The sequence below is a fragment of the Dactylosporangium sp. CA-092794 genome (genome assembly GCF_050948465.1).
Taxonomy (GTDB): Bacteria; Actinomycetota; Actinomycetes; order Mycobacteriales; family Micromonosporaceae; genus Dactylosporangium.
On record NZ_CP192044.1, the window covers coordinates 2,835,072 to 2,861,252 of the forward strand.

29 protein-coding genes are annotated in these 26,181 nt (G+C 69.6%); 23 read left to right on the forward strand and 6 right to left on the reverse strand.

The annotated features are described in order from the left end of the window. The first annotated feature begins 4 nt into the window (after window positions 1-4). The 8 genes from ACQPXD_RS12385 (at window position 5) to ACQPXD_RS12420 (ending at window position 8,632) form a co-directional block, all read left to right on the forward strand. Window positions 5-1,558 (forward strand): ABC transporter substrate-binding protein, encoded by a 1,554-nt coding sequence (locus ACQPXD_RS12385; RefSeq protein WP_432837833.1) that lies wholly within the window; start codon window positions 5-7, stop codon window positions 1,556-1,558. Further along, window positions 1,555-2,529 carry an ABC transporter permease gene (locus tag ACQPXD_RS12390; protein ID WP_432837835.1) on the forward strand — a complete coding sequence of 325 codons (975 nt, stop codon included), beginning with the start codon at window positions 1,555-1,557 and terminating at the stop codon, window positions 2,527-2,529. The genes ACQPXD_RS12385 and ACQPXD_RS12390 overlap by 4 nt, the downstream gene beginning before the upstream one ends. Then, on the forward strand, window positions 2,526-4,493 hold the full coding sequence (locus tag ACQPXD_RS12395; protein WP_432837837.1) for a dipeptide/oligopeptide/nickel ABC transporter permease/ATP-binding protein: 1,968 nt from the start codon (window positions 2,526-2,528) through the stop codon (window positions 4,491-4,493). The genes ACQPXD_RS12390 and ACQPXD_RS12395 overlap by 4 nt, the downstream gene beginning before the upstream one ends. Next, window positions 4,490-5,413, forward strand: a complete 924-nt coding sequence (locus ACQPXD_RS12400; protein WP_432837839.1) for an ABC transporter ATP-binding protein — start codon at window positions 4,490-4,492, stop codon at window positions 5,411-5,413. The genes ACQPXD_RS12395 and ACQPXD_RS12400 overlap by 4 nt, the downstream gene beginning before the upstream one ends. Before the next feature lie 33 nt (window positions 5,414-5,446). After that, complete coding sequence (locus ACQPXD_RS12405; RefSeq protein WP_432837841.1) at window positions 5,447-6,325, forward strand: endonuclease/exonuclease/phosphatase family protein; 879 nt, start codon at window positions 5,447-5,449, stop codon at window positions 6,323-6,325. Window positions 6,326-6,404: 79 nt separating this feature from the next. After that, on the forward strand, window positions 6,405-7,412 hold the full coding sequence (locus ACQPXD_RS12410; RefSeq protein WP_432837843.1) for an SEC-C metal-binding domain-containing protein: 1,008 nt from the start codon (window positions 6,405-6,407) through the stop codon (window positions 7,410-7,412). 14 nt (window positions 7,413-7,426) lie between these two features. Beyond that, window positions 7,427-7,729 (forward strand): hypothetical protein, encoded by a 303-nt coding sequence (locus ACQPXD_RS12415; RefSeq protein WP_432837845.1) that lies wholly within the window; start codon window positions 7,427-7,429, stop codon window positions 7,727-7,729. Between the two features lie 87 nt (window positions 7,730-7,816). Continuing rightward, window positions 7,817-8,632, forward strand: coding sequence for an MBL fold metallo-hydrolase (locus ACQPXD_RS12420; protein ID WP_432837846.1), 816 nt, complete (start codon window positions 7,817-7,819; stop codon window positions 8,630-8,632). Window positions 8,633-9,356: 724 nt separating this feature from the next. Here ACQPXD_RS12420 and ACQPXD_RS12425 read toward each other — a convergent pair. After that, the gene (locus tag ACQPXD_RS12425) at window positions 9,357-10,232 is read right to left on the reverse strand and encodes a helix-turn-helix domain-containing protein (RefSeq protein WP_432837848.1); all 876 of its coding nucleotides are present in this window, start codon (window positions 10,230-10,232) and stop codon (window positions 9,357-9,359) included. Window positions 10,233-10,349: 117 nt separating this feature from the next. Here ACQPXD_RS12425 and ACQPXD_RS12430 point away from each other — a divergent pair, with 117 nt between their 5' ends. Beyond that, window positions 10,350-11,468 carry a cytochrome P450 family protein gene (locus ACQPXD_RS12430; RefSeq protein ID WP_432837850.1) on the forward strand — a complete coding sequence of 373 codons (1,119 nt, stop codon included), beginning with the start codon at window positions 10,350-10,352 and terminating at the stop codon, window positions 11,466-11,468. Between the two features lie 112 nt (window positions 11,469-11,580). Here the strand turns inward: ACQPXD_RS12430 and ACQPXD_RS12435 are convergent, their stop codons facing one another. Continuing rightward, window positions 11,581-12,057 (reverse strand): hypothetical protein, encoded by a 477-nt coding sequence (locus ACQPXD_RS12435; protein ID WP_432837852.1) that lies wholly within the window; start codon window positions 12,055-12,057, stop codon window positions 11,581-11,583. A gap of 362 nt (window positions 12,058-12,419) precedes the next feature. Between ACQPXD_RS12435 and ACQPXD_RS12440 the strand changes: the two genes are divergently transcribed. Beyond that, window positions 12,420-13,220, forward strand: coding sequence for a zinc-binding dehydrogenase (locus ACQPXD_RS12440; protein ID WP_432837853.1), 801 nt, complete (start codon window positions 12,420-12,422; stop codon window positions 13,218-13,220). A gap of 100 nt (window positions 13,221-13,320) precedes the next feature. Here ACQPXD_RS12440 and ACQPXD_RS12445 read toward each other — a convergent pair whose 3' ends face one another. After that, on the reverse strand, window positions 13,321-13,755 hold the full coding sequence (locus tag ACQPXD_RS12445) for a VOC family protein (RefSeq protein WP_432837855.1): 435 nt from the start codon (window positions 13,753-13,755) through the stop codon (window positions 13,321-13,323). 87 nt (window positions 13,756-13,842) lie between these two features. Here ACQPXD_RS12445 and ACQPXD_RS12450 point away from each other — a divergent pair, with 87 nt between their 5' ends. The 3 genes from ACQPXD_RS12450 (at window position 13,843) to ACQPXD_RS12460 (ending at window position 16,560) form a co-directional block, all read left to right on the forward strand. Then, on the forward strand, window positions 13,843-14,574 hold the full coding sequence (locus tag ACQPXD_RS12450; protein ID WP_432837857.1) for a phosphotransferase: 732 nt from the start codon (window positions 13,843-13,845) through the stop codon (window positions 14,572-14,574). 81 nt (window positions 14,575-14,655) lie between these two features. After that, on the forward strand, window positions 14,656-15,564 hold the full coding sequence (locus ACQPXD_RS12455; protein ID WP_432837859.1) for a methyltransferase domain-containing protein: 909 nt from the start codon (window positions 14,656-14,658) through the stop codon (window positions 15,562-15,564). A gap of 174 nt (window positions 15,565-15,738) precedes the next feature. Further along, window positions 15,739-16,560 (forward strand): SAM-dependent methyltransferase, encoded by an 822-nt coding sequence (locus ACQPXD_RS12460; RefSeq protein WP_432837861.1) that lies wholly within the window; start codon window positions 15,739-15,741, stop codon window positions 16,558-16,560. Between the two features lie 81 nt (window positions 16,561-16,641). Here ACQPXD_RS12460 and ACQPXD_RS12465 read toward each other — a convergent pair whose 3' ends face one another. Continuing rightward, on the reverse strand, window positions 16,642-17,541 hold the full coding sequence (locus ACQPXD_RS12465; protein ID WP_432837863.1) for a hypothetical protein: 900 nt from the start codon (window positions 17,539-17,541) through the stop codon (window positions 16,642-16,644). A gap of 21 nt (window positions 17,542-17,562) precedes the next feature. Between ACQPXD_RS12465 and ACQPXD_RS12470 the strand changes: the two genes are divergently transcribed. The 3 genes from ACQPXD_RS12470 (at window position 17,563) to ACQPXD_RS12480 (ending at window position 19,174) form a co-directional block, all read left to right on the forward strand. After that, entirely contained in the window at window positions 17,563-18,387 is an 825-nt protein-coding gene (locus ACQPXD_RS12470) for an SCO6745 family protein (protein WP_432837865.1), read from the forward strand. A gap of 204 nt (window positions 18,388-18,591) precedes the next feature. After that, window positions 18,592-18,840 (forward strand): hypothetical protein, encoded by a 249-nt coding sequence (locus ACQPXD_RS12475; RefSeq protein WP_432837867.1) that lies wholly within the window; start codon window positions 18,592-18,594, stop codon window positions 18,838-18,840. Window positions 18,841-18,886: 46 nt separating this feature from the next. Further along, window positions 18,887-19,174: a DUF6959 family protein gene (locus tag ACQPXD_RS12480; protein ID WP_432837868.1), complete on the forward strand. Its 288-nt coding sequence runs from the start codon at window positions 18,887-18,889 to the stop codon at window positions 19,172-19,174. A gap of 196 nt (window positions 19,175-19,370) precedes the next feature. Here the strand turns inward: ACQPXD_RS12480 and ACQPXD_RS12485 are convergent, their stop codons facing one another. Next, complete coding sequence (locus tag ACQPXD_RS12485) at window positions 19,371-20,240, reverse strand: hypothetical protein (RefSeq protein WP_432837870.1); 870 nt, start codon at window positions 20,238-20,240, stop codon at window positions 19,371-19,373. Between the two features lie 154 nt (window positions 20,241-20,394). Here ACQPXD_RS12485 and ACQPXD_RS12490 point away from each other — a divergent pair, with 154 nt between their 5' ends. The 6 genes from ACQPXD_RS12490 to ACQPXD_RS12515 all read left to right on the forward strand — a co-directional run bounded on the left by ACQPXD_RS12490 (window position 20,395) and on the right by ACQPXD_RS12515 (window position 24,961). Then, window positions 20,395-21,165 carry a hypothetical protein gene (locus ACQPXD_RS12490; protein ID WP_432837872.1) on the forward strand — a complete coding sequence of 257 codons (771 nt, stop codon included), beginning with the start codon at window positions 20,395-20,397 and terminating at the stop codon, window positions 21,163-21,165. Between the two features lie 103 nt (window positions 21,166-21,268). Then, window positions 21,269-21,832, forward strand: coding sequence for a dihydrofolate reductase family protein (locus ACQPXD_RS12495; protein ID WP_432837874.1), 564 nt, complete (start codon window positions 21,269-21,271; stop codon window positions 21,830-21,832). Window positions 21,833-21,931: 99 nt separating this feature from the next. Then, window positions 21,932-22,621 carry a TMEM175 family protein gene (locus ACQPXD_RS12500; RefSeq protein WP_432837876.1) on the forward strand — a complete coding sequence of 230 codons (690 nt, stop codon included), beginning with the start codon at window positions 21,932-21,934 and terminating at the stop codon, window positions 22,619-22,621. A gap of 419 nt (window positions 22,622-23,040) precedes the next feature. Then, window positions 23,041-23,676, forward strand: a complete 636-nt coding sequence (locus ACQPXD_RS12505; protein WP_432837878.1) for a hypothetical protein — start codon at window positions 23,041-23,043, stop codon at window positions 23,674-23,676. Continuing rightward, window positions 23,673-24,344, forward strand: a complete 672-nt coding sequence (locus tag ACQPXD_RS12510) for a DUF4166 domain-containing protein (RefSeq protein WP_432837879.1) — start codon at window positions 23,673-23,675, stop codon at window positions 24,342-24,344. The genes ACQPXD_RS12505 and ACQPXD_RS12510 overlap by 4 nt, the downstream gene beginning before the upstream one ends. Beyond that, window positions 24,341-24,961 carry a TetR/AcrR family transcriptional regulator gene (locus ACQPXD_RS12515; RefSeq protein WP_432837881.1) on the forward strand — a complete coding sequence of 207 codons (621 nt, stop codon included), beginning with the start codon at window positions 24,341-24,343 and terminating at the stop codon, window positions 24,959-24,961. Before ACQPXD_RS12510 ends, ACQPXD_RS12515 begins: the two co-directional genes overlap by 4 nt. Before the next feature lie 82 nt (window positions 24,962-25,043). Here ACQPXD_RS12515 and ACQPXD_RS12520 read toward each other — a convergent pair whose 3' ends face one another. Further along, window positions 25,044-25,649 carry an RBBP9/YdeN family alpha/beta hydrolase gene (locus tag ACQPXD_RS12520; RefSeq protein WP_432837883.1) on the reverse strand — a complete coding sequence of 202 codons (606 nt, stop codon included), beginning with the start codon at window positions 25,647-25,649 and terminating at the stop codon, window positions 25,044-25,046. A gap of 53 nt (window positions 25,650-25,702) precedes the next feature. Here ACQPXD_RS12520 and ACQPXD_RS12525 point away from each other — a divergent pair, with 53 nt between their 5' ends. Then, a complete protein-coding gene (locus ACQPXD_RS12525) occupies window positions 25,703-26,053 on the forward strand; it encodes a MerR family transcriptional regulator (RefSeq protein WP_432837885.1) in 351 nt (116 codons plus the stop codon). Window positions 26,054-26,181 lie beyond the last annotated feature (128 nt).

The window sequence follows — 26,181 nt, forward strand, 5'->3', positions numbered from 1 at the left end:
ACCCATGTTCCGCAACCGAGGCATCGCGGCCGCCGCGGTGCTGACCGTCATAACCGGAGCCCTGATCGGGTGCAGCGCCGATCCGTCCACATCGGACGGGAAGTCCGTCCTCCGCGTCGGCATGAACAGCGGCGAGGCCACCCTCAACCCCGCCGTCAACCTCGTCGGCCGGTTTCAGAACCTGTCGAACGAGGGTCTTGTCCACGCGACCGACGACGGCACCTTCCAGCCTTTGCTCGCGACCGAGTTCGGCTATGTCGGCACGGGCAACACCGACTTCCGGTTGAAGCTGCGCGACCATGTCGAGTTCTCGGACGGCACGCCCCTGAACGCGGCCGCCGTGCAGGGCTGGATCCAGTACTACCACGACGCCAACGGCCCGCTCGCGAAGGGCCTGGACCTCAAGTCGATCGACACACCCGACGACCTGACGGTGGTGATCCACCTGAAGGCGCCGAATCCGATCGTGCCGTTCCTGCTGTCCGACATCGGGGGCGGATACGGGCTCGTCAGCTCTCCCGCGGCGGTCAAGAACCCGACGCTGCTCAAGACGCAGACGTTCGGCGTCGGACCGTACGTGATCGATCCCGGCCGCACGGTCGCCGGCGCGGAGGACGGCGCGAAGTTCGTCTTCGTGCCGAACAAGCAGTACTACGACCAGGACAAGATCCACTTCCAGGAGATCGACTTCACCGTCTACACGCAGCCGTCGACGATGCTGGCCGCCATCCAGACCGATCAGCTCGACATCGCACAGGGCGACATCTCGACGAACGACGCGGCGAAGTCCGCGGGCCTGGACCTCGTGGGCGCCGACACCGGCTGGATCGGCTTCCTGATGATGGATCGCGGTCCGTACCTCCCCGGCGGGTCGACCGTCAACCCGCTGCACGACGTGCGCGTCCGCCAGGCGCTCAACTACGCGGTGAACCGCGACGCGATCATCCACGGCATCGTCAAGGCGTCGGGAACGGCGACCTCACAGGCTCCGACGACCGACGGCGCCGACCCCGCCTACGACAACTACTACGCATACGACCCGCAGAAGGCCAAGGAGCTCCTCGCCGAGGCCGGCTACGCGAATGGTTTCACGCTCAAGGTGACGAGCCAGAGCTACATCGGCACGCTCGGGGATCCGGTGCTGCAGGCGTTCGCCAGCGACCTGAGCAAGGTCGGCGTCACGCTCAAGATCACCACCACGTCGTCGGTCACCGACTTCGTCAACGCGATCTTCAGCGGCGACTGGGTCGCGTCCGGGTTCCTGCAGCAGCCGTACCTGCCGATGTTCCAGTTCTACGGGTACTACACCGGCAAGGACGTCATCCTCAGCCAGAACGGCAGCGACGATCCCGAGCTCGACGCCCTCTACGACAAGGCGCTCGCCGCGGCGGACCCGGGCCCCATCTGGCGGCAGATGTCCGCGCGAACGGTGGAGCAGGCGCACATCGTGCCGCTGTTCCGGTTCAAGTCGTACTGGTACACCCGCACCGACATCCAGGGCGTGCACTTCAGCCCCAACACGGCATTCCCCGACCCCCGCGAGTGGACCCGCAAGTGACCGGCACCGCGACGATCTCCACACATCCGGTGCTCCTCGTCGTCGCGCGCCGCCTCCTCCTGGCGATCCCGCTCCTGCTCATCGTCTCGGTGCTCTCCTTCGTGCTCGTCTCGGTGACGCCGGGAAGCGCCGTCGACGCGATCCTCGGGGTCAACGCGACCCAGCAGCAGCGCGACGCGCTCACCGAGCAGCTCGGCCTGGATCTGCCGCTGCCCGAGCAGTACTGGCGATGGCTGCACAACGCCGTCCGGGGCGACCTGGGGGACTCGATCCTCAACGGCCAGCCCATCGCCCGCCTCATCGAGCTCCGGCTCCCCATCACGCTCTCGCTCATCGGCGGGGCCCTGGTCGTCATCCTCGTCGCCGGTACCGGCCTCGGCACCCTCTCCGCGCTGCGCGGCGGAGCGCTCGGGCGGATGATCGACGTGCTCGCCCTGCTCGGCTACGCCCTGCCCGCCTTCTGGCTCGGCACCGAGCTGGTCGCGATCTTCTCGGTGTCGCTGCGCCTGCTGCCCGCGACGGGGTACGTGCCGATCGCCCAGTCCCCGGCCGACTGGGCGCGCTCGCTCGTCCTGCCGGTCGCGGCGCTGTCGCTCGAGGGCATCGGCTCGACCGCCAAGCTCACCCGCGAGGGGATGCTCGACGTGCTCGGCAGCGAGCACATCCGGATGGCCCGGGCGAATGGTCTCTCGCCCCGGTCGATCGTGTTCCGGCACGCATTGCGGCACACCGCGATGCGCGTGCTCACCCTCACCGGGCTCCAGGTGATCGGGCTGCTCGGCGGGACGGTGTTCGTCGAGAGCGTCTTCGCCCTCCCCGGCCTCGGCTCGCTCATGGTGAACTCCGCGACCCGGCACGACCTGCCCGCCGTCCAAGGGGTCGCGCTGTGCTTCACGCTCGTCGTGGTGCTCGTGAGTCTCGCCGTCGACCTCGCCTACACGGCACTCAACCCGAAGGTGACCGTGCGATGACGCTCCTCGCTCCCAAGCCCTCGGTCGTCGCCGAGCCCGGCTTCCTGCGCCGGCTGCTGCGCCGCCCGGCCGCCCTGATCTGCGGCGGGTACATCGTGCTGCTCGTGCTCGTCGCCGTCGTCGCCCCGATCGTCCTGCCGCACGTCGCGACCGACAACGCCGGCGACCTGTCGGCGACCGGGCAGGGGCCGAGCACCGCGCACCCGCTCGGCACCGACTCGCTCGGGCGCGACGTGCTCGCCCGGCTGCTCGTGGGAACCCGGCCCACGATGATCGGCGTACTCCAGGCGCTCGTCGTGGCGCTCGCGCTCGCCGTGCCGGTCGGCCTCGCCGCCGGATACCGCGGCGGGTGGCTCGACCGCGTCGTCGGATGGCTCGCCGATCTGATCTTCTCGCTGCCCGGCATCATCATCGTGATCGTCGTGCTCGCCGTCTTCCCCGGCAGCACGCTCGCCGCGATGACCACGCTCGGCCTGCTCGCGAGCCCCGGCCTCATGCGCGTCATCCGCTCGGTGACCCTCCCGCTGCGCGACGAGCTCTACGTGCAGGCGGCCCGGACGGCGGGCCTCCGCACGCCGTACCTGCTGAGCCGGCACATCCTGCCCCGCATCGGCGGCACGATCGTCGTGCAGGCCTCGTTCTTCGCCGCCGCGGCGCTCACCGTGCAGTCCGGGCTCGCGTTCCTCAGCCTGCTGGCCGCGCCCCCCGCGCCGAGCTGGGGCGGGATGGTGGCCGACGGCGCGAAGGTGCGCTTCGTGCAACCGTGGCTCAGCTGGCCTCCCGGCATCGCCATCGGCCTGACGATCCTCGCGTTCTGCCTGCTCGGCGACGCGGTCCGCGATGCCGCGACGGAGGGATGGACCGGCCGGATCGGTGCGAGAATGTTTGGCCCGGGTCCGCGTCACCTGCGGACCGTTCCTCCCGGGCGACTCGGGCCGGGGCCCAGCTTCGCCGGCCCTGGCCCTGCGACTGCGCGGTGCCAAGAGCCGCTACCGCCGTCGCTGCTCGCCGTCGAGGGCCTCAGCGTCGCCGTCCCCGCGGGCGACGGCGACCGCCTCCTGGTCGAGGGCGTCAGCTTCGACGTGCGCGCCGGCGAGACCGTCGGCATCGTCGGCGAGTCCGGATGCGGCAAGACCGTCACAACGCGTGCGATCACCGACCTGCTGCCCGGCGGAGCGTTCCGCACGGCGGGCCGCATCCGCTTCGACGGCGTGGACCTCGCCGCCCTCGGCGAGCGCGAACTGCGCCGGTACCGCGGGCGGCGGATCGCCGTGGTCTCCCAGGAGCCGATGGCGAGCTTCGACCCCCTCTTCCGGGTGGGCGACCAGATCGCCGAGGCCGTGCGCCGGCATCTGCGCCTCGGCCGGGCGGCGGCCCGCGCCCGCGCCGTCGAACTGCTGGCGAGCGTCCACCTCCCCGACCCGGCCGCCGTCGCGCGCGCCTACCCGCACGAGCTGTCCGGCGGGATGGCCCAGCGTGCCGCCATCGCGCGCGCCCTCGCGGGCGAACCGCAGCTGCTCATCGCCGACGAGCCGACGACCGCCCTCGACGTGACCGTGCAGGCGGGCATCCTCGACCTGCTGCGCGAGCTGCGCACGGACCGCGGGATGGCGATCCTGCTCGTCACCCACGACTGGGGCATCGTCGCCGACAGCTGCGACCGCGTCGTGGTGATGTACGCGGGGGAGGTCGTCGAACGCGCCCAGGTCGGGCCGATCTTCGCGGCGCCGCGGCATCCCTACACACAGGCGCTGCTCGCCTCCGATCCGCACGAGGCGCCCGCCGGCCGCGACCTGCCCACGATCCCGGGCACGGTTCCACCGCCGGGCGCCTGGCCGCCGGGGTGCCGCTTTCGCGAGCGCTGCGCCCTCGCGACGGCCGGCTGCGAGCGGCCGATCGCCCTCATCCCGGCCGGACCCGGCCAGGAGAGCCGCTGCATCCGCGCCGCGGAGGTGACGGCATGAGCGCCCGTGGGGGTTCTTGGCACCGCGGAGTCGCAGGGAGGCGCGCCAGCGCCGAGCGAGTCGCCTGGGAAGAACGGTCTGCGAGTGACGCGGACCCGGGCCCCGAAAAGGTGCCGCTCCTCGAGCTTCACGACGTGTCCGTCGACTACGGTTCCGGCCGCAAGACCTTCCGGGCCGTCGAAGGGATCGGCCTTTCGCTGGGGATCGGGCGCACGCTCGCCCTCGTCGGCGAGTCGGGATCCGGCAAGACGACGATCGGCAAGGCCATCCTCGGCGTCGAGCGGGTCGCGGGCGGCGAGATCCGCTTCGACGGCGAGGACATCACGCATGCCTCCCCGTCGCGGCGGCGCGAGCTCACCGCCGAGATCCAGGTCGTGTACCAGGATCCGTTCAGCTCGCTCAATCCCGCCCGCACGATCGGCCAGACCGTCGGCGAGATGCTGCGTCCGCACGGCCGGCCGGCCGCGAACGTCGTGCGCAGCCGGGTCGCGGAGGCGCTCGAGCGCGTCGGCCTGCCCGCGTCGACGGCCGACCGCTATCCCGGCGGGCTCTCGGGTGGCCAGCGGCAGCGTGTCGCCATCGCGCGCGCCCTCATCGTCGAACCGCGGCTCATCGTGTGCGACGAGCCGGTGAGCGCCCTCGACACCTCGGTGCAGGCACAGGTGCTCAACCTCCTGCGCGAGCTCCAGCGGGATCTCGGCGTGAGCTACGTCTTCATCTCGCACGACCTCGCGGTTGTCCGGCACGTCGCACACGACATCCTCGTCCTGCGGCGCGGTCGCGTCGTCGAGTACGGCGACGCGACGCGCATCGCGACGCGGCCCGCCGAGGACTACACGCGTGCGCTCCTCGCCGCCGCCCCCATCGCGGATCCGGTCCGCCAGCGCGAGCGCCGCGCCGCGCGCGCCCTCCTTGCCTGATACCCAACCCCTACGAACCGGAGGAATCCGACCATGCGGCTGCGCGTACTCACCCTGAACGTCCTCAACCTCGAGGGCGACCCCCGGCGGCAGGACATCCTGAACGCCGAGATCCGCCGCCTCGACCCCGACCTCGTGTCGCTCCAGGAGGTCGTCGTCAACGAGGAACACGACCAGCTCGCCCGGCTGCTCGACGGCACCGGCCTGCACGGCACCCACCAGGCGCACACCCTCGGCTACGCCGTGCCCTGGTCGGAGCGTTACGGCGGCACCGCGCTCGCGACGCGCTGGCCGCACACGGTGGTCGAGACCCTCGACCTGCGGCTGCCGGAGACCGGCGATGTCCACCCCTGGGGCGCGATCGGCGCCGCCGTCGACATCCCCGGCGAGGGCGAGCTGCTGTTCGTCGCGACCACCAACGGGGCGTCGCTCGCCGACGAACGCGCCCGCGAGCGCCACGTCGTCAAGCTCGCGGAGCTGGACGACCGCCACCGGCGGAAGCTCCCGACGATCATCGCGGGCGACTTCAACGCCCGCCCGGAGGCGTCGAGCATCCGCTTCATGCGCGGCCTGCAGTCGCTCGACGGCCGCACCGCCGGCTACTACGACACCTGGGAAATCGCCGGCGACGGCCCCGGGTACACCTGGAGCTACGACAATCCGTCGGCCGCCTGGATCATGGATTACATCATCCGGCAGCCCTCGCCCCGGATGCGCATCGACTACGTCTTCGTCGCGACGAGCCAGACGCGCCACCTCGACGGCGAGTGCCGGGTCAGGCGCGCGCAGCTCGCGTTCGACCAGCCGGTCGACGGCGTCTGGCCGAGCGACCACTACGGTGTGCTCGTCGACTTCGAGCTCTCCGGCAACATCGAGCGGTTCGAGCGCCAACCGTTGCCCTGGTCGCACTGACCCGCGCGGGGCTTCAGTGAGATCGGCGTAACAGCGCGAGCAGCGGTCGCGGCCCGCACCACCGCAGTAGCGTGAGATCGTGCCAACGACGGACGTTCTCACCACCAGCGAGCTCGCCGACCTCCACCGCTCCGCGCTCGGCGCGGCCAACCCGCTCGGCGTTGCCGCCGAACTGGCCGGCGCGGTCGACCAGGGCCGGCTGGCCGACCCGGGCGATGCCGGGTATGCACTGACCCTGGCCGCGGAGATCGCCGAGAGCCGGGGGAAGCTGGACGCCGCGCTGCGGTATGCGGATCACGCCGTCGCGGCGTACCGGACGGACGACGACACCCGGGCCGGATTCGCCCGAGCCCTCCGCGCCCGGGTCCTGTTCCGCTCCGGCGGCCGCGACGAGGAGGCGCTGGGCGAGCTCACCGCCCTGCGGCCGCTGCTCACCGAGCAACCCGACGCCGCCGCCTACCTCAGCGCGGCGCTGGACGCGGGCGGCCGCACCGACCTGGCCGAGCAGTGGCTGACCGACGCCGTCGGGTCCCTCCTCGCCGAGCGCGCCACGCCCCCGGAGCCGTCGTCCGACACCGAGGCGTCCGGCGCCCTCTTCTTCCTGCTGCAACAGCGACACCGGGTCCGGCACGAGCTGGGCCTGCCGCACGATCAGCACGACAACCTGGCGGACCGCCTGGAGAGCGAGCTGACCGGCCGGGCCGAGGCGGCGGCCGCCGAGCCCACCGCGCTGGTCTTCTGGCCGCGAGCCGAATTCGACCGCCTGCTGTCGCAGTGGCCGGCGCTGACCGACACATACGGGCCGGACTGGGACGAGCACCGGGCCCGGCTCGAGCGGGAGCTGGTGCGGCTCGCCGACGCCGGCCGTCCCGGGCTGACCCTGCTCACCGGCTCGATCGACGGCCTGTCCGGCTTCGCCGGCCGGCGCGGCGAAGACCCGGCCGACCTCCAGGTCCATGCGGGCTATGCGGAACACCTGGCCGGGCAGCCCGGACAGATCCCATGGCCGCCGGCCCGCAACGAGCCGTGCTGGTGCGGTTCGGGCAACAAGTACAAGAAGTGCTGCCTGCCCCGCTCCCGCGGCTGACCAGCCCGGTAGCCGTGGCAACGTTCGCGGAATGGAACGAGCTGTACGAATCGGCCTACGACACGCCCGGCGACCTCAGCGGCCTGGCCTGCCCGGACTGCGGCCGCCACGCGCTGCACCTGGTGTACACCGGCGACCTCGACCAGCTGACCGGCTGGGGAACCTTCTGGTGCGACAACTGCCTGCGGGGCATCGGCATCTCCCGCGCCGTCGTCCCCGAAGGCGCTATCCTGCGCGACCGGCATCTCCCACCCGAGCACCGCCGGCCCCGCATCCCGGGCAACGTCCAACTCGTCCCGGATGAACTCCCGCCCTGACTCGAACCGTGGTTCCTCCGTGGCAGGTATCTCGTCCTCACTATGGTGGTCGCAGAACGCAATCACCAGGGGATGGGGGAGAGGCTCGTGCTGAGGCAGGTCGCGGAGGGTGTGCTGGTCCACGAGAGCGAGTTCTGCCAGAGCAACGCCGTTGTCGTGCAGGGCCGGGGTGGCGTGTTGGTCATCGACGCCGGGGTGCTGGGCGACGAACTGGCCTGCCTCGCGAACGACGTGTCCGATTCGGGCCAGACCGTCGCGGTGGGCTTCTCGACGCATCCGCACTGGGATCACCTGCTGTGGCACCCCGGCCTCGGGGCGGCGCCCCGCTACGGCACGGCCCGCTGCGCGGCCACGGTCAGGGACCGGCTGTCGAACGGAATCGATGCACGCCGGTTCGGTATTCCCGACGAGGTACCACTGGACCTGCTGGGCCTCATCACCGGCCTGCCCGCGGATGCCGCGCGAATTCCGTGGGACGGCCCCGAGGTCCGGATCATCGAGCATCAGGCGCACGCCCCGGGCCATGCGGCCCTGCTGATCGCGGAGCGCGGCGTTCTTATCGCCGGCGACATGCTTTCCGATGTCCTGATCCCGATGCTCGATCCGACCGGCACCACTGACCCGATCGACGACTACCTGGCCGCGCTGCGGCTGCTCGACGCCGTCGCAGACGATGTCGACGTCGTCGTCCCCGGCCACGGCTCCATCGGCGCAGCCGACCAGGTCCACGCACGCATCGACCAGGACCGGGCGTACGTGCACGCCCTGCGCGACGCCCACGCTCTGAGCGATCCGCGGGTCGGCCTATCGGCCAAGCCCGGCTGGGAGTGGGTGACCGACGTCCACGAACGCCAACTCCAGCACCACGCCCAAACCAGCGAGCGCGACGGGACACACCGCTAGCGACCGGTGTAGGCCAACCCGGACGTGGCCGGCTCCTGATCGGTCGTCCGGGACAGCGCGGCATGACGGTTCCGCCTATTGTTCCGTCCGTGACTGACGCTGCTGAGCCGGCTTCGATCGACGAGCCGGTCGCAATCATCGAGGCGCCGGCTGCCGGCGAGGGTCACCTTCACCTGAACCGCCATCATCGTCGGAACCGGATTCGCTGACCTTGAATCGCGCCGGCTGAACGAACGTCGCGGACGAGGTGTTGACCGGGGCACCGGCCCGCGCCGCCCGGGCATCGGCGCCGCTGGCCGCGATGCCCGCCGGCGACCCAGCGGCGCCCCCGCCCGCCCCAACGCCGCGGCGCGATCACGTCCCAAATGGCTGGGCGCGCGGTGCAGGGACCGGAAGTCTCCGTGATCATGCAGAGCCCGCGTCGGCACCAACGGTTTTTCATGATCACGGAGTACTGATGTACCCCTGTGTACCACAAGTCTCCGGGATCATGGCAAACCCGGTGTGCGGTCTCCGCGGGCAGCATGATCGCGGAGACATACGTCCGGTCCGGCCGGGCAGATCGCAGGTTGCGCCCGACTGGTGCGACATCCGCACCGGGGGTCGGCACCACCGATTGTGCTGACCTACCGGCAGGTCCTCGTCGGGTGGGCGAATGCCAAGCTGATCCGCCTGGCCGCCGGAGCAGGCTGGCCGCACTATCGCACAGTGGCGGTGCGCGGTGCTAGGACGGTTGCCGGCCACGGGCATACTGCGCCGGGGTCTGGTTGTAGCGCTGGCGGAATGACCGGATGAAGTGGCTGCTGTCGGCGAACTGCCAGCGCGCCGCGACCTCCGAGACAGTGTGGCCGGCGGTCAGGGCGCGGCGGGCCTCTTCCAGACGGCGGCGCCGGATGTAGGCGGCGACCGGTTCGCCGGTGTCCGCGAACGCGCGGTGCAGGGTGCGCACGGAGACGTGCAACTCGCGGGCGAGCAGGCTGGGCGTCAGTTCAGGGCGGGTGAGCCGCTGGTCGGCGAGTTCGCGGGCCGCCGTGGCCAACGCGGGCGCCAAGGCGGGCTCGCCGGCGTCGACGTAGTGGTGCACCACACCGCGGGTCAGCTCGATCAGCGCGTTTCTGGCCGCCTCGGCGCCGTAGCCGGTGAGTTCATCGATCGTGTCGTGGAGCAGGCTGGCGTGGGCCAGCAGGAGGCGTACCTCGGGTGTGACGGCCGAGCCGCTGATCGGCCTGTCGCCCGCGTGGCCGCCGACGGCCCCGGCCGGTAGCGCGATGGTGGCGCCCGCGGTCTGCGGGCTCGCCTCGAAGCTGGTCAGGCCGGCGGTGCGCCGTACCATGAACCGCCCGCCGGGCAGGGCGACCGGGTCGCCGGAGTGCCGCAGGATCCAGGAACCTCGGTGCACGACGTACAGCCGCAGCTCGTCCGGCGTGTGCGGCGGAACGTCGGATCGCACCCTGACCGCGGTGCGGAAGTCGGTGAGGATCGCGTCCCGTAGCCGGGCCTCCCGGGTGTGGACGCGGGCGCCGAGTTCGGTGCCGGCGGCGTATTCCGGCGGTCGGCCGCAACTGTCGATTTGATCATCAAGTTCCGGAATTCCGCTCATATCTATCATTGTGGCCCGCATGTTCCACCAGATGGCTCCCGGATTCAATCGGCGGCGTCGGCGTACCACCTAGCTTCTGGACCGAGGATCGTGCCCGACGGCAGCGAGGAGCAGCCCGTGACCAGCGCCCAGGAATCCACTCCGCCCGACGGTACGACGCCCGTGCTGGTGACCGGTTTTGATGCTGCCCGGCGGATGCTGTCCGAACGGCGGACGTCGAAGGTCCTCGACGCGGCAGCGATGGGACTCTCGCCGGAACTGGGCGACGCGATGCTGCGCATGATCCTGTTCCTCGACCCGCCGGACCACACTCGCCTGCGCCGTATGGTTTCGGCCGCCTTCTCCGCCGCGCACATCGAGGCGCTGCGCCCGCGCATCGAGCGCGTCGCGGCCGGCCTGCTGGACGCCATGGACGGTCCCGAGACGCTGGACCTCATCGAGGTGTACGCGTGGCCGCTGCCGTTGCAGGTCATCTGCGACCTGCTCGGCGTGCCGACCGATAGCCGCGAGGAGTTCCGCGCGTGGACCGCCATCGTGGCCGGCGGAGCGGCCCGGGAACATGAGCGGCCCGCCCAGCTGACCCGGTTGCTCGGCGTGATCCGGGGAATGATCGCCGACCAGCGTGTACACCCGGGTGATGGCCTGCTCACTGACCTGATCGCGGTCCGCGAGGAGCAGGACCGGCTCTCCGACGGCGAGCTGACCTCGATGGTCTTCGCGCTGCTGGTCGGCGGGCACGAGAGCACCGCGAGCCTGATCGGCAACGGGGTATTCCGGCTGCTTGAAGACCGCGAGCGATGGAACCGGCTCCGGGCCGAGCCCGGGCTTCTGCCCACCGCGATCGAGGAGTTCGTGCGGTTCGACTCCCCGCTGGCCACGACGACCTACCGGGCCGCCGCCGAGACGTTCGAGTTCGACGGCCGGACAATTGCGGCCGGCACGCCCATCGGCATCAGCCTGGCGCAGGCCAACCGTGACCAGAGCCGCTTCCCGCGGGCAGACCGGCTGGAGATGGACCGGGTCGAGAATCCGCATCTCGGTTTCGGGCACGGCACCCACTACTGCCTCGGCGCGCCCCTGGCCCGGATGGAGGCCCAGGTCGCGTTCGCCGCCTTGATGAACCGGTACCCCGACCTCGACCTCGCCGTTCCGGTCGGCGAGCTGACCTGGCGTTCCGACTTCATGCGGACCCTGCCCAGCCTTCCCGTCCGGCCCCGAGGCACCCGGCCGAACTGAAGCACGGTGATCAGGTCAGCGGGGTCAACCTCGGTCAGCCGGACCAGGGTCAGCCTGCCGCGGACCCTACCGGCCCTCACCGGCACCACGAGGCGGACCTTGGTGTCGTCCGCTAGCCGTCCTCTGTTGCTGCCCGCGTCAGCTCGAACACCCGCCGGGTGCGGGAGCGTGCGGCCACGACGATGGCCATGTCGTCTGTTAGGTGGCCCGTCAGCGGGTCCGCACCGATGCCGCTCTCTTCGAAGATATGCCACTCGAGACGGTCCAACGCCTTGATCGACTCCTGCCAGGCGTCCCGAAGTTCAAGCGATGCGAGGAGGTAGACGCGAGCGTCGAGGGTCTCCCAGCCTTCCGGTTTGCGTGGGCGGCGCAGTTCCCGGCGACGGTCAGCGTCGGTCGCTGCGTTGACGAATCGCTCGGCTGCGCTGGTCGCGACATTGATGTCGATATAGAGGGTCGCGCGAGCGTCGCGCAGCCGCGCGCGATGCTCGTTGCGGCTGCTGAGGGATGCGGTGATCATCGGGCCGATGACCGCGCCGACAAGCGTGCCGAGGATGCCGGCCACGGCGACGATGCTGGTGGCGTTCACGCGAGATGACGGTATCGGGAAAAGGCGGTGTCGCCCGCTCGATAGTCGGGTTCCCGCCTCGTTGGAGGACGGCCAACCGCACGTCGTCGTCCGTTCTGACGCCGCCGAACCGGATCGCGCTCCGATTATGGTACGGTGCCTCTTGGAAACGGAGCATAGTCCGGATCTCGGGCCTTCATTCCCCGGCAAGGAGACAAGTGAGCATGCAACAACCGAGCGTCAGCACGTCGGTGACCACGAGCCGAGCGGTCCAGCTCGAGTCATTCGGCGGCCCCCAGGTCCTGAACCTCCGCGAGGTACCCGCACCGCAGGCCGGCTCGGGGCAGATCCGTGTGCGAGTCACCGCGGCCGGACTGAACCCGATGGACTGGTTCATGACCTCCGACGCGGAGACCGCCGCTCGATTCGGCTTGAGCCTGCCGTCCGGGTTCGGAACCGACTATGCCGGGGTCGTGGACCAGGTCGGTGACGGCGTGACCGAGTTCGCGGCCGGCGACCGAGTGTTCGGCGGCGCCCTCTCCCGCGCGGTCGCCGACCACGTAGTCATAGATGTGGCAGGGACCATCGCGGTGGGCGGCGACGCGCACCGTACCCCCGACGGCGTTGACGACCGCACGGCCGCCATCCTTGCAATCGGGGGGTGCACAGCCGCCGCCGCGCTCGCCGTTGTCAAACCCGGCCCGGGCGACACGCTGCTCATCGGCGGCGCGGGAGGCGGGGTCGGCGTGTTCGCCGTGCAGCTCGCTCGCCTCGCGGGCGCGCGAGTGATCGGGACGGGATCGGCGACGTCGGCCGATGCCCTGCGTGCCCTCGGGGCCGAGCCGGTCGCTTATGGCGACGGCCTGGTCGACCGGCTCCGTGCCCTGGCTCCCGCCGGCGTCACCGCGGCCATCGACCTGTACGGGACGGAGACGGCGCAGGCGGCACGGGAACTTGGCGTTCCGGACGGGCGCATCACCACCATCGCCGCACAGGTCGACGGCATCACACCGGCAAACGGCGCCAACGCCGCCCCCGGCGCCATAGAGGAGATCGCTCGCCTGGTCGCGGCGGGCCAGCTCCGTGTGCCCATCGCGGCAAGCTTCCCGGTCGAGCAGATCCGCGCCGCGGTCGAGCTTCAGGCCGGCCGGCACGTGCACGGCAAGGTCGTCATCGACCTCTAGCTTTATCTTGGGGGGTTCTCGCGCGCACGGGTTGTCCAGCGGCCGATGCTCGGTGGCGGCGCTGGTGTCGACCGCGACCTTCTCCACGCCCGCCCTCGTCTCAGTCGAGGCAGAACTCGTTCCCCTCCACGTCCTGCATGTTCAGGCACGACTCGTTGAACTCGTCGGCGATCAGCAGCCGCCCCCGCACCGCCCCCAGCGGAACGAGCCGCGCGCACTCGGCCTCGAGCGCCGCCAGCCGCTCCGCCCCCTTCAGCCCGGTCCCGACCCGCACATCGAGATGCACGCGGTTCTTCACGACCTTGCCCTCGGGCACCCGCTGGAAGTACAGCCGCGGCCCCACCCCGTTGGGGTCCGCACACGCGAACCCGTGATACTGCCGCTCGGGCGGCAACGTGCGCTCATACTCGTCCCAGTTCGCAAACCCTTCAGGCGGCTCCGGTACCACGTACCCGAGCACGGCGCACCAGAAGCGCGCGACCCGCTGGGGATCCGCACAGTCGAACGTGACCTGAACCTGCCTGACGGTCGCCATCCGATCACCATAGATGCGCGATCTTCACCACCGCCACGGAGTTGGCCCAGCTCGGTCGGCGCGCTAAAGACCCGTAAGGTGTGGCGAATGGGGTGGGAGGCACTCGGGCAGTGGGGTGAGGACGTCGCTCGCATCGCGCCGCTCGCCGGCGGAGTCGCCAACGACGTGTGGAGCGTCCGCGTCGGCGGGCACCTCGCGGTCGGTCGTCTTGGCGGCAGGAGCGACGCTGATCTCGCGTGGGAGACCGAGCTTCTCCAGTACCTCGACCGTGAAGGTCTGACCGTGCCGGTGCCGATCCCGGCCATGGACGGGCGGCTGTTCGCCGATGGTCTGGTGGTGATGACCTACCTGGAGGGCGGACCGCCCGAGACGCAGGCCGACTGGCGTCGCGTGGCCGGCGCGCTCTGCGAGCTGCATCGGTTGACGCGGGGCTGGCCGCAGCGCCCAGGCTGGCGGTCGTCGACCGACCTCCTGCACGCCGAGACCGGGACGAAGATCGACCTCGGTGCGATGCCCGTTGAGGGCGTTGCTCGCTGCCGGGCAGCGTGGGCGCGGCTCGCCGGACGTCAGACCTGCGTCGTGCACGGCGACCCGAACCCTGGCAACGTCCGCATGACCGCGAATCAGGTCGCGCTGATCGACTGGGACGAGGCGCACGTCGACGTGCCCGACCTCGACCTGGTGCTGCCCGACAACGCCGCAGGGCTCGACGACGGTGCGTACGACATCGCCGCGCAAGCATCGGCCGCGTGGGAGGCCGCTGTCTGCTGGGACGACGAGTACGCGGCCAAGCGGCTCGCCGAAGTCCGAGCGGTCTGAGCGCTGGCTGGAGCCAGGCTGTGTCTGGCTTCATCCCGTGTCGCGCTGACACAGCACGCGGTGGGGCGTAAGGATGTGGGCATGACTTCATCGCAGCCCGTCGTCGACCCCGGGCCCGAACCGGACACGACCGCGGGCGGGCCGGTGAATACTGCTGGCGCGCCGTCCAGGCCCCCATCGCCGGACGCCCCCGAGTCTTCCCCCGATCACCGCTACCTGCTCGACAACGCCCGGGTGGAGGCGGGCGAGCGGTTCACCTGGCTGGCCGAGCTGTTCGACGGTGTCACGCGTGGGCACTTCGACCGGCTCGGAGTGAGGGCGGGCTGGCGCTGCTGGGAAGTTGGTGCCGGAGGCCCCAGCATTCCCGAGGCACTCGCCACGGCCGTCGGACCAACCGGTTACGTGCTGGCCACGGACATCAATCCGGCCTGGTTGGACCCGCACGGCGGGTACGAGGTGCTCCGGCACGACATCGTCGGGGACCCGCCGCCGCAGCCAGGCACGTTTGACCTGGTACACGCGCGGCTCGTGCTCGTTCACGTGCCCGACCGTGCCCGGGCGTTGGCGACGATGGTGGCGGCGCTGCGGCCCGGCGGTTGGCTGTTGGTAGAGGATGCCGACACTGAGCTGCAGCCGCTGGCCTGCCTCGATGAGGTTGGCCCGGCGCAGCGGCGCGCCAACGGGCTGCGGCGCGCCGTCCGGGAGTTGATGACCCGCCGCGGCGCCGATCTGCGCTACGGCCGTACGCTGCCGCGGGCGTTGCGTGCGGCGGGCCTAGCCGATGTCACGGCGGCCGGCTGCTTCCCGGTCGGCGGGGTAGCCTGCGACCGGTTGGAGACCTCGACGGTGCGCATGGTCCGCGCCGAGTTGCTCGCCGCAGGGCTGGCCAACGACGTCGAGATCGACGCACACCTGACCGCCGTCGATGCCGGCGAGCTCGACCTCACACTCGCGCCACTGATCTCGGCATGGGGACGCCGCCCGGGCTAAGCAGTCTGCCTGAAGTTCTGCCTGGAACTCGGACGGCAGCCAGGGTGAGCTCCATGCTGCTGCGGCGGCCCTTAGGACCGTGCCCTGACCGGTCCGGGGAGGAGCTATGTACACCGTTGACGGGTGTAGGGTGGTTTGCGCGAGTGACGACATCGGCTTACGGAGGCCCTCTCGGTGGAACGTCGTAGCAAAGAAGGTCGTGGGGTCGATCTGCGAACCGACCTGGCGCACGGCGCACGGATCTACGACTACATCCTGGGCGGCAAGGACAACTTCGCCGCCGACCGCGAGGCCGGTGAGAACTCGTTGCGGATATGGCCGGCGCTGAGGGTTCACATGCAGGCCAACCGGTCCTTCATGCACCGGGTGGCGCGTTTCATGGCCACCGAGGGCGGGATCCGGCAGTTTCTCGACATCGGCACCGGACTGCCGACACCACCGAATCTCCACGAGATTGTGCAGTCGGTTGACCCCACTGCACGGGTGGTCTACACCGACAACGATCCGCTGGTGCTCGCGCACGCGCGTGCTCTGATGCTCGGGACGGCACAGGGGCGCACGGCCTACATCGATGCGGACATGCGCGACCCCCAGGCGATCGTTTCCGCGCCGGAGTTCCTGCAGACCCTTGACCTGACTCAGCCGGTCGGGTTGCTGCTGATCGCGATTGTGCACTTCATCAAGGACGACGCGGAAGCGCTGCGGGTCGTGCGACAGGTCTTGGACGTGCTGCCGACGGGCAGCTACCTGGCGATGTCCATCGCCACCGATGAATTCGACCCAATCCCGCTGGCCGAGGTCCAACGGGAGTACAACAGGCTCGGTGAGACTCTCATCTTCCGCGATCGGGGCACGGCGCTGGCATTCTTCGACGGCTTGGAGTTGGTCGAGCCGGGGCTGGTCCAGGTCCACAAGTGGCGTCCGGACGGGTCCGAGGCTCCTGGGATCGCAGACAAGGACATCGCCATGTACGGGGCGGTCGCGCGTAAGGCATAGGCATGCCCCATGTTCATGAGTGATACCCACGACCGTCGGACTCGGTGCGGCGCGAGGTGATCCGTGCGTGCGATGTGGCCGTCAGCCAAGAGTGGCGGCCGCGGCGCCCACCCGTAGGCTGGTCCCGCTCTTCTCGACCGCGATGACCACGACCGGGCCCCGCAACGGTGTGCGCCACGACAACCTGTCGGCGTCTTCGGTCACATGCTCCCGGCTCGGCAGTGTGTCCTGTCCGGCGCTGTCGATCACCACGAACGAGGTCAGCCTCAGGTCGCCGTCCGGAACCTCGACGCGTACCCCGTCGCCATCGCTGATGGCAGTCAGCCGCAGCGTCGGCGGTTCGGGATCGATTCGCTCGTCGCCGGCGTGACCGAGCGGCACAAGGATCAGCAGCGGCCAGGCCAGTCGCGGCGGGCCGGTCAAGTAGCGCACGACCACCACCTCGCTGGGCCTGTCGTAACGCACCCGGTCGTCCACCGCAAGCCAGCCAGCAGTCGCGCGATCCCCGCCAGCATCGGCGTCAGCCTCGTGGAGCGCCGTGCCGAGACGGTCGAAGACGGGTCGAAAGCCCGCCACATCCACATACCGGGCCCGCGCCCCGTCCGTCAGCAACGCCCAGGCGCCGGACACGTCGGCCCGCCGGAGTAGGGCCTCGAATCGTACGGCCGCGTCGTGCGCCGGACGCCGCAGGTCGGGCTTGACGCTGCAGCCGCAGGCAGGCTCGGGCCTCGCGGCGGCGATGACCGCAACGGTCACCGCCGAAACGACGACCGCGACGACAACGCCCACAATGATGGCCCGGCGCATCCGCATACCGGCTTGGACGTCGCCATGACAGGTCAGGTTCCCACCCGCTGACTGGTCCGTTCGTACCGCCTTGAGAGTAAGGCTGATCTTGGCTGGGTTGATGTCGACCGGAGTTGTCGTATCCGGGCAGCGCTGTTCGTAGCCAGGGTGAGAGGCCGCCCACGAGGCCGCCACGACTACAGGAGATGCCGACCGATGCAGCACTCACTTGCCAAGGTCCACCGCATGTTCGAGCTCGTCGACCCGATCGCCATGGTCACCTTCTCGGAGGTACCGAACGAGGCGTTCCTGGCCCTCGGCATGCGCAACTACTGGGACGGCTACTTCGCGGGCCGGGCCGCGCCGCTGGGGCTGGCGCCGGCCGGGGTGGTGCACGCGGTCTTCTACAACTTCGCCGACGGTGAGGTGGCGCGCCACATCCCGTGGGTGTGGGGGAAGACCACCCCGCAGGAGGCGATCGCCGTGCGCGAGCGGGGCAGCGCCGCCGCGCTGCGGCAGATGATCGGGGAGCTCGCCGACTCCCCGGGGCTGGTGCGGGTCGCCGATCTCGCTACCCGAGCCGCGGTCAGCGCACCGACCCAGGGTCGCGTGCTGTACGCCGGGCTCCGGGCGCTCGACGTGCCCGAGGAGCCGGTGGCCAGGCTCTGGCACGCGGCGACGCTGCTCCGGGAGCATCGCGGGGACGGCCACAACGCCGTCCTCGTCGCCCACGGCATCGGCGGCATCGAGGCCCACGTGTTGCTCGCTCTCTCCCTCGGAATGCGGGCGGAGGAATTCGGCCGAGTCCACCACCTGCCCAAAGCGCAGCTGGCCGCTGTCGTTGACGGGCTGCGCGGCCGCGGTCTCGTGGACGCCGCCGGCGGGTTCACCGACGCTGGCCGGGAGACCAGGGAGCGGATCGAGGCCCTCACCGACGAACTGGCGGCGCCGCCGTACGACGTGCTCACCGCGAACGAACTCGACGAGCTGATCGCAGCGCTCGAGCCGATCGCCGCCGCGGTGAAGGCCGTCGACGACTGAGCGGGGGCATCAGGCGACGGCCGGGAGCGCATTGCTGGATGGCGACGCTCCCCGCCGCTCGTAGCGTAGCCAGGTCGCGGCTCGGGCATGCCGCCCTTTCGACGTCGGGTTCTCGCCGGGTCACGGTTGGGTGCTGAAGCCCGATGTTTGTCGGCGGCCGAACAGCAAGTTGATCAACGCCTGTCACCTGCGTAGCCTTGACGCGTGACCGAGCAACGGCCTTGGGCAATCCGAGTGACGCTCCTGGCATCCGACACGGAACTCGAGTCGATAGTCAACCGGATCGGCGCGGCGATCTGCGTGCCACCCGACCATCCCGGACCGTGCGCCAATCCATGGTCGGTGATCTCGACACCAGTAGACGATCTTGACGAGACGGAACGCTCGACATGGCAACCGTCCGTTGACGAACTGCTCGAACAACGCCGCGCACACGCTATCGGGGGCAATTGAGGATGCCGACCGCTCGTTCAGGCGCCTGCGATGCGAGCATCGTCGGGTGACCGATGAGCAGGCGCGTGTACTTGCCCGCGGCGGGAACGTCGCGGTGACTTGGCTGGATGGTCGCGCTTTTCCGGGGATCCACGTACAGGGCGACACCTTCGCCGAGGTACATCGTCAGATTGCCGATGCGGCCAGCCGGTTGCGTCGTACCGTTGGCGACAATGACGCGTTGGACGATCTCGACTACGCGGTCGGAGAGTTGGCCAACATGCTGCGCTTCTACGAATCGGCGCTCGCCGAGCGGGACGTCCGACGGCCGTACCTCCAGGATGAAGCCGGCTGAGATCCGCTCACAGCACTGCGCCGCGCACCCAACGCGCCATGAGTGCGCAGCCGGTCAAGGGTGTAGGCCGTGCAGCGGATCCGGATTCCAGACGAGGCTGAGAAGACGACGGACGTAATCGTTGTTGCCGTGGTTGTCGAGGCCGAACTCGTCGATAGGTGCCCTCGGGTTGGACAGGACGGGTCTGATCGCGCGGTCAAACGGGAGTCGGGTGTGGAATCATGCGGCGCAGCTCGCGATCCAGCAGGGCGATTTCGTCGGCGAGGACGTCTTCGTCGACGATCGGATACGCGTAGGAGAACAAGAAGATTCGGCACTGACCCGGCAGCGCCTGGGCTATCTGCCAGTACCGGATCCGCAGCGGCTCGTCGTCCTCGACCGTGTCGAAGGTGTACACATCGAATCCGCAGTCGTTCGGAAGGATGCCGCTGTCGATTTGCCGTTCGCCCGGCTTGCGTGAGGACCGCGGCAGTGCGGGCAGGCCGTCACCCGGTGTGGCAAACGTGAGCACGTTGAGGCGCAGCACGCCGGTGCCCTCGGGGTCGTAGAAGCATCCGCCGGTGTCGACGTCCTGCTCGATCTGCCACGACTCGGGTAGCCAGAACCGGGCGATCCCGCCGAGGTACACCACTTCGGACAGCCCGTCCCGTTCGCCTGGCGCGATCGGAGCCGCCCTGGTGTGGTACTGACCGCCGCCGGGGTTCCAGAATGCAAACGTCGGCTCGGTCGCCACGTGGAGGTCGCCGTTGACGATGCCCGCCGCGACCAGATCCTGCCGGCTCAAATCCGGCGCCGAGACGAACGTGACCGCGGCGAGCACCGGCCCGACTGTACGATCGAGATGAGCTCGCAGCATCGCCACCCGGTCCTCGAGCGTGCCGTTGGGCGGCGTGAGCCTTTGAACGTGGATGTCGTGGTCGAGCGCGAAGGTCCGAATCCGGAACACGGCCAAGCCGTCGTCCGGCAGGTAGAACTGCATCGTGTCGAACCTGCCGTCGGCCGGCCGCTCGGAGTCCAGCACGTAGGAGCTACGTACGGTCAGTTTCGCGATGAGCAATGACGGCATGCCACGATCGTACGTAGGAGATCGACTCCAGGCCGGTCATCGTCGAGTTCCAGCGAGGAGCCGTGCGCACCGGTCAGGTGGCGTCGGCGGCTCGCGCTATGTTCTGGTCACGGTTGTGGGCGCGTGCCTGCCGCGCGTTCATTGCGGAGGTTGGTTGCAGATGTTGACAGGCGCGGTCGAGGTGTACGCGAACCACGGTGTGCTCATCGTGGGGTCGACCGGTTGGCTTGAGCTGGACTGGGGTGACGGCCCTGCCGATGCCGACGGGCGGCACGTGGTGGTCAAGACGCGTGGTCAGGTGGATCACACCCGGGTGTCGTTTTGGTCAGGTTCGATGCCGATGCTCGGAGTGCTGGTCTTCGACGGCGACCTGGCACTTGAGGACTACCGGATCTGCGTCGGTGACGTTGAACGGCTCGGGCGATGGACGCAGCGGATCTCGAGGTCAGGTCCTCAGCGGGTGATCGTTCGGGTTGATGACCCTGGATACGCGTCCCGCGTCTACGTGGGATTGGACATCAGTGCTGACGCGCAGGTGAGGCCGCTGCCCGCGTCCGGGGGGCCGGTGCTCTTCGACGTCCTCACGTCGGAACGGGATGAGATGGAGATGCCCAACCAGCGGGGCCTGGCGTTGGATGGTCACGACTCACCGCATGCGCGGCTTGCGGCCGCGATCAGTCTGCTGTCCGATCGCAGTTTGATCGAAACGCGGCAGAATGGATACGAGGCAGCGCACATTGCGGAATGGCTGCGATGGCTCAGTATGGATCTCGACCAGGCCGGCGCGGTCGCGCTCGGGGAACAGTTGCGACAGTTGGTCATCGCCGCACGGACCGCCAATCCTGCCGGCGACAGGACAGTCGCGCCTGCCGATGCCGCGCGCATCGCCGAAACGATCCTCAAGGCCGTTCCCCGGGGCGCTTGATCGTTCATGTCAGGGTGCCGCGGGACGACCCGGACCGCCGACGCGCCCGCGACTTGCTGATGAATGTCCAGGCTGTTGCAGCTCATCATCGAGAGGTAGAGGTATGGCCAAGCTGATCTACGTGACGAACGTGTCGATTGACGGGTACATCGAGGACGAACGCGGCGCCTTCGACTGGTTCCCGCCCGACGACGAGGTATTCGCGTTCACCACCGACCTTATACGGTCGGTCGGCACGTTTCTCTACGGGCGGCGACTGTACGAAACGATGGCCGTCTGGGAGACCGACGCCGCTCTGGCCGCGCAGTCCGACCTCATGGCCGACTTCGCGCGCACCTGGCAGGCGGCGAGCAAAGTCGTCTACTCGGTGACCCTGCCCGCGGTGTCAACTGCCGACACCCGAATCGAACGCCGTTTCGACCCCGCCGCGGTACACCAGCTGAAGGCCACGGCCAGCGGCGATCTCACCGTCGGAGGTGCCAACCTCGCGACGCAGGCTTTCAAGGCCGGGCTGGTCGACGAGTGCCAGCTGCTCGTCTGGCCCGTGGTCGTCGGCGGGGGCAAGCCAGGGCTGCCGACCGGCATGCGCGCCGACCTTGAGCTCCTCGATGAGCGCCGATTCCGAAACGGTGTGGTACACCTCCGCTACCGCACTCTCGGACAGTGAACGACAGGCCTGTCCGATCGCCGGCGCGCGCATGACAGGGAGCCGTCGCGTGGCGAGATCGGCCGTGACGACTTTCGCAACACGTGGCACACTGCGGCAGTGTCGAATGCCGTGCCCGAGGAGGCCTCATCCGCCGACCTCCTGACCGAGCATCTGGGTCCCGACGGACTCACCCCGTCCGAGTCGCAGCGCCAGACCCGAGAACGATTGGTGTTCTTCTCCGATGCGGTCGTCGCGATCGCGATGACGCTGCTGGCGCTGGAGTTGCCGGTTCCGCACGGTGACACTTCCGGGGAAGTCTGGCGCTCGTTCGTCGACCTGCTGCCGCGCGACTACCTTACGTTCACGATCAGCTTCGCGGTAACGGCTGCCTTCTGGCATACCCATCACCGCCTCTTCCAACGTGTTGACCGGGCCGACGCCGTGTTGAGCAGGCTCAACATCGTCTGCCTGTTGTTCATCGTCCTGCTGCCGTTCGCGAGCCGGGTGCTCGGCGAGGACGGATCCCTGGCGTTCGGCGTCATCTTCTACGCGTCGGTGATCATCGCCGTGGATCTGAGCTACCTGGCCATGGTGGTGTACACCATCCGGCACCGGCTCGTCCGGACCGATGTGGCGCCCGCAACACTGCGAACCAGTGTCATCCGGATCACGACGGTGGCGGCAGTCTTCCTCGTATCCATCCCGATCGCGCTGATCAACCCTGACGCCGGCAAGTACACCTGGCTGGTCCTGATCGTCCTGCCCAGCCTCCGCTCGTCCCTGCGCCGCCGCGCCAAGGCCACATAACGTCTTCTCGGCGTCTGCCGGTTCGGTGCGTTGATCATGCGGTCGCGGTGAGGCTGCCGCCGGTCCGCGGCGACCAGCAACCGCGGTGGTGTTTGTCCCTCGGGCCAGCGGAATGCGATCGTCAACATCTCGTCGATCGGCGGCAAGGTGAGCACCCTCTATCACGGCACCAAGTTCGCCGTCGAAGGGCTGGGTGAGGCCCTGCACTACGAACTCGCGGCGATCGGCGTCAATAGAAGACGACGTTGACGGTGAGCGCGATCTCCTCGAGCCGCATGGCCAGGTCGACCAGTGGGTCGGGCTGCGCCGTGCGGCGAAGGACGTCGTGGGCGGCCTGCTTGACCATGGCCGCGGCAAGGGGTTGAGCGACTGCTCAAACGGCGCTAGAGTTTTGAGCAGTCGCTCAAAAGGATGGCAGAGTGCTCTACATCGAGACGTCGATCGCCGCGCCGTTGACGGACGTGTGGCGCCTGACCCGCGACGTGGCCCAGCACGTTCGCTGGGACCTGCGGTTCAGCACGATCGAGCGCTACGGGCCGGACGGCCGGTTCCGCTATGCGACCCGGGTGCTGCCCGGGCTGACCGTCGCGGGCGTCGGGGTCACCGCCGGCGAGCGCCACGGCCCTGACGGCCGGGCCACGTCCGCGCTGCGGTTCACCTGCTCGCATCCGCTGTCGCTGATCCGCTCGGGCGCCGGCTACTGGCGCTACGTCCCGACCCCGGACGGGGTCCGCTTCCTGACCGGCTACGACTACGTGCCGGGCTGGGGGCGCCTGGGTCCGGTGGCCGACCTCGCGTTCCGGCCGCTGTTCGGCTGGGCGACGGCGTGGTCGTTCGACCGGCTGCGGCTATGGCTGGAGCGCGGCATCCCGCCCGAGCGCAGCGGCAACCAGGCGCTCGCCGAGGCCGCCGTGCGACTGGTCATCGCCGTCGCCGGGGTCGCGGCCGGGTGGTCCGTCCTGGCGCTGGTGGTGTTCCTGCCGCCGCTGCCGGGCACCCCCGCGGCCCGCCGGTGCCGCCGCCGGTTTCGCGGGGTAGGCGGGGCGCGGTCATGAGCTCGATCTTCCAGCGGGCTCTGGGCGCCGACTTCGGCCGCCTGCATCCGCGGCTGCGCGAGCGGTTCGGGTTCTGCGCCGCCGACCGGGTCGGCTGCGTCGGTACCGGAGTGATGGACGACATCTGGCACGGAAGCGCCGTCGTCGTGCCGTTTCTGCACCTGGGTACCGCGCGGCACATCCTTTTCCCCGAGCAGGGCAGTGGGATTCCGTTCACCATCGAGAACTACGCCTACCGCGACGGCCACGGCCGGGAGACCGTGACGTTCGTCCGCACCTTCGAGATGCGGCCGGATCTGCGCCGCCGGTTCGACGCGACGATGGTCTACAGCCCGCGGCAGTACACCATCATCGACTTCCTGGGCACTCACCAGCACCTCGCGGTCGCGCTGACGCTCGGCGCCGACCGCCGGGGCGGGCTGTGGATACGCACCGGCGAGCAGCGGTACGGCCGCCGCCGCTTTCCCGCCGCGCTCTCGGGGCGGGCCGAGGTGCACGAATGGTGGGACGACGCGGAGGGCTGCTTCCGGATCGACGTGACGGTGACGAATCGTTTCGTCGGTCCGGTTTTCGGGTACCGGGGCCGGTTCACGACCCAGTACGTGGACACGGGGACGGCCCCGGTACCCGCCGCGGTGCGACCGCTGCGGGAGAATGCCCATGGATGAACACCAAGGAACGACTCATCGACGGCACGCTGCAGGCGATCCGGACGCACGGGATCGCCGGCGTGTCCGCGCGCACGGTCGCCGCCTGCGCCGGAGTCAACCAGGCGCTGGTTTTCTACCATTTCGGTACCGTCGATGCCCTCCTCGCCGCCGCGTGCCGGACCGCGACCGCCGAGCGGGTCCAGGTCTACCGCGACCGGCTCGCCGCCGTCGGCTCCCTGCGTGAGCTGCTCGATCTGGGCCGGGTACTGCACGCCGAGGAGCGCAAACAGGGCAACGTCACGGTGCTGGCGCAGATGCTGGCCGGCGCCCAGACCGACGAGCGGCTCGTGCCGCCGGTCCGGGAGGCCCTCGCCCTGTGGACCGACGAGATCGAGTCGGTGCTGCACCGCCTGCTGGACCACTCCCCGCTGGCCGCCCTCGCCGACCCGGCCGGCCTGGCCCGCGCCGTGTCGGCCGCGTTCGTCGGGCTGGAGCTCTACGAGGGCGTCGATCCGCCCGGCGCCACTGCCGCGCTCGACGCGCTCGACCGCCTGGCCGTGCTGACCGAGATGCTCGACGACCTCGGCCCGCTCGCCCAGCGGGCACTGCGCCGACGGGCCCGCAAGGCCACCTGACCCGTGCGTTTCGTGGCCGCCCCGGACACTGAGTAGCGGCCGATCATCTTGGCAGTCTCCGCGTCTGCCGAGATGGGGCGTGTCACGCTACCGGAGACGGCGCTATTCCCAGCATAGCCAGAATTGCGGGCATGGTAGTGAATCCATCGGTTTTGAGAAAATGGCCGCCGCCGCGAATGACGTGAACCTTCGATTCCAGCCGGGCGGCCAGTGCGGCAGAAGCCTCGGATGGGACGAGAGGGTCGTTGTCGGAATAGATTGCATGACTTTGCAAGATCCTCGGCGTCACTTCGGTGAGGTCAACGTCCTCGGACAGAAAGGCGTCGAGTGCGGGCAGCGCGTCCAGTGTGCCAGTGAAGCCGGACACGGTGATCAGGCCACCCAGGCTCCATGGTTCAGCCAGGTCGGCCAAGCGGCGCAGCACGCTGATGACACCGAGGCTGTGCGCGACGATCCACGTCGAACGATCGACGTGTGGGATCGTCGTCACGAGGGTTCGGCTCCAGGCGGGCACGGCCGGAGAGTCCGCGGCGGGAAGCGCGACCGTCGTCACGTCGATGCCGCTGGCGGCCAGTTCCTCGTTCAGCCAGGGAAACCAGTGGTCGCTGGGAGTTGCGCGGTAACCGGGCACGATGAAGACCCTGCGCGGGGGAAGGTTCGGACCCGCTGCCGGTGTTGACGAGATCATGATGCGACCATATGGGGTGACGTCAGCGTGAAGGTCAAGACCGGAGGCTGTCCGTGAGGATCGGGGAACTGGCCAGCAGGACCGGCGTGAGCAAGCGTGCTCTGCGCTACTACGAGGAACAAGGGCTGTTGGTTCCACTGCGCCTGAGCAACGGATACCGCGTCTACGCCGACGACGCGCCGACCATTGTGCTGCACATTGTCGCGCTCCTGCGCATGGGTTTCAATTCCGAAATGACACGCTCCCTCCTTCCCTGCGCCCTTGGGGATCGTCCCGAGTTTGAAATGTGCGACAATTTACGGAAAAGTTTCGCGCAGCGACGCGAGGAGCTCGAGGCGCAACTGCGTCACCTGGCGTGGCAGCGCGATGCTATTGCCGCGCATCTCGATGAGTTCGTGACCTGATCTGCCGCGATCCGCGCCGTGCGCGAGCCGGCGCATCTCCCGTCGATCGCAGAGCGTAGGCGGGCCGGGTCGGTGCGGCACACGGACAGCCCAGCCGACGACCGCCCAACCCGGCTGGCGTGGCCGAT

Coding starts and splice junctions, on each gene's coding strand:
- ACQPXD_RS12385 (WP_432837833.1), top strand. CDS start 5: ATGTTCCGCAACCGAGGCATCGCGGCCGCCGCGGTGCTGACCGTCATA.
- ACQPXD_RS12395 (WP_432837837.1), top strand. CDS start 2,526: ATGACGCTCCTCGCTCCCAAGCCCTCGGTCGTCGCCGAGCCCGGCTTC.
- ACQPXD_RS12400 (WP_432837839.1), top strand. CDS start 4,490: ATGAGCGCCCGTGGGGGTTCTTGGCACCGCGGAGTCGCAGGGAGGCGC.
- ACQPXD_RS12405 (WP_432837841.1), top strand. CDS start 5,447: ATGCGGCTGCGCGTACTCACCCTGAACGTCCTCAACCTCGAGGGCGAC.
- ACQPXD_RS12425 (WP_432837848.1), bottom strand. CDS start 10,232: ATGAGCGGAATTCCGGAACTTGATGATCAAATCGACAGTTGCGGCCGA.
- ACQPXD_RS12440 (WP_432837853.1), top strand. CDS start 12,420: ATGGACTGGTTCATGACCTCCGACGCGGAGACCGCCGCTCGATTCGGC.
- ACQPXD_RS12445 (WP_432837855.1), bottom strand. CDS start 13,755: ATGGCGACCGTCAGGCAGGTTCAGGTCACGTTCGACTGTGCGGATCCC.
- ACQPXD_RS12450 (WP_432837857.1), top strand. CDS start 13,843: ATGGGGTGGGAGGCACTCGGGCAGTGGGGTGAGGACGTCGCTCGCATC.
- ACQPXD_RS12455 (WP_432837859.1), top strand. CDS start 14,656: ATGACTTCATCGCAGCCCGTCGTCGACCCCGGGCCCGAACCGGACACG.
- ACQPXD_RS12470 (WP_432837865.1), top strand. CDS start 17,563: ATGCAGCACTCACTTGCCAAGGTCCACCGCATGTTCGAGCTCGTCGAC.
- ACQPXD_RS12485 (WP_432837870.1), bottom strand. CDS start 20,240: ATGCCGTCATTGCTCATCGCGAAACTGACCGTACGTAGCTCCTACGTG.
- ACQPXD_RS12495 (WP_432837874.1), top strand. CDS start 21,269: ATGGCCAAGCTGATCTACGTGACGAACGTGTCGATTGACGGGTACATC.
- ACQPXD_RS12510 (WP_432837879.1), top strand. CDS start 23,673: ATGAGCTCGATCTTCCAGCGGGCTCTGGGCGCCGACTTCGGCCGCCTG.
- ACQPXD_RS12515 (WP_432837881.1), top strand. CDS start 24,341: ATGAACACCAAGGAACGACTCATCGACGGCACGCTGCAGGCGATCCGG.
- ACQPXD_RS12520 (WP_432837883.1), bottom strand. CDS start 25,649: ATGATCTCGTCAACACCGGCAGCGGGTCCGAACCTTCCCCCGCGCAGG.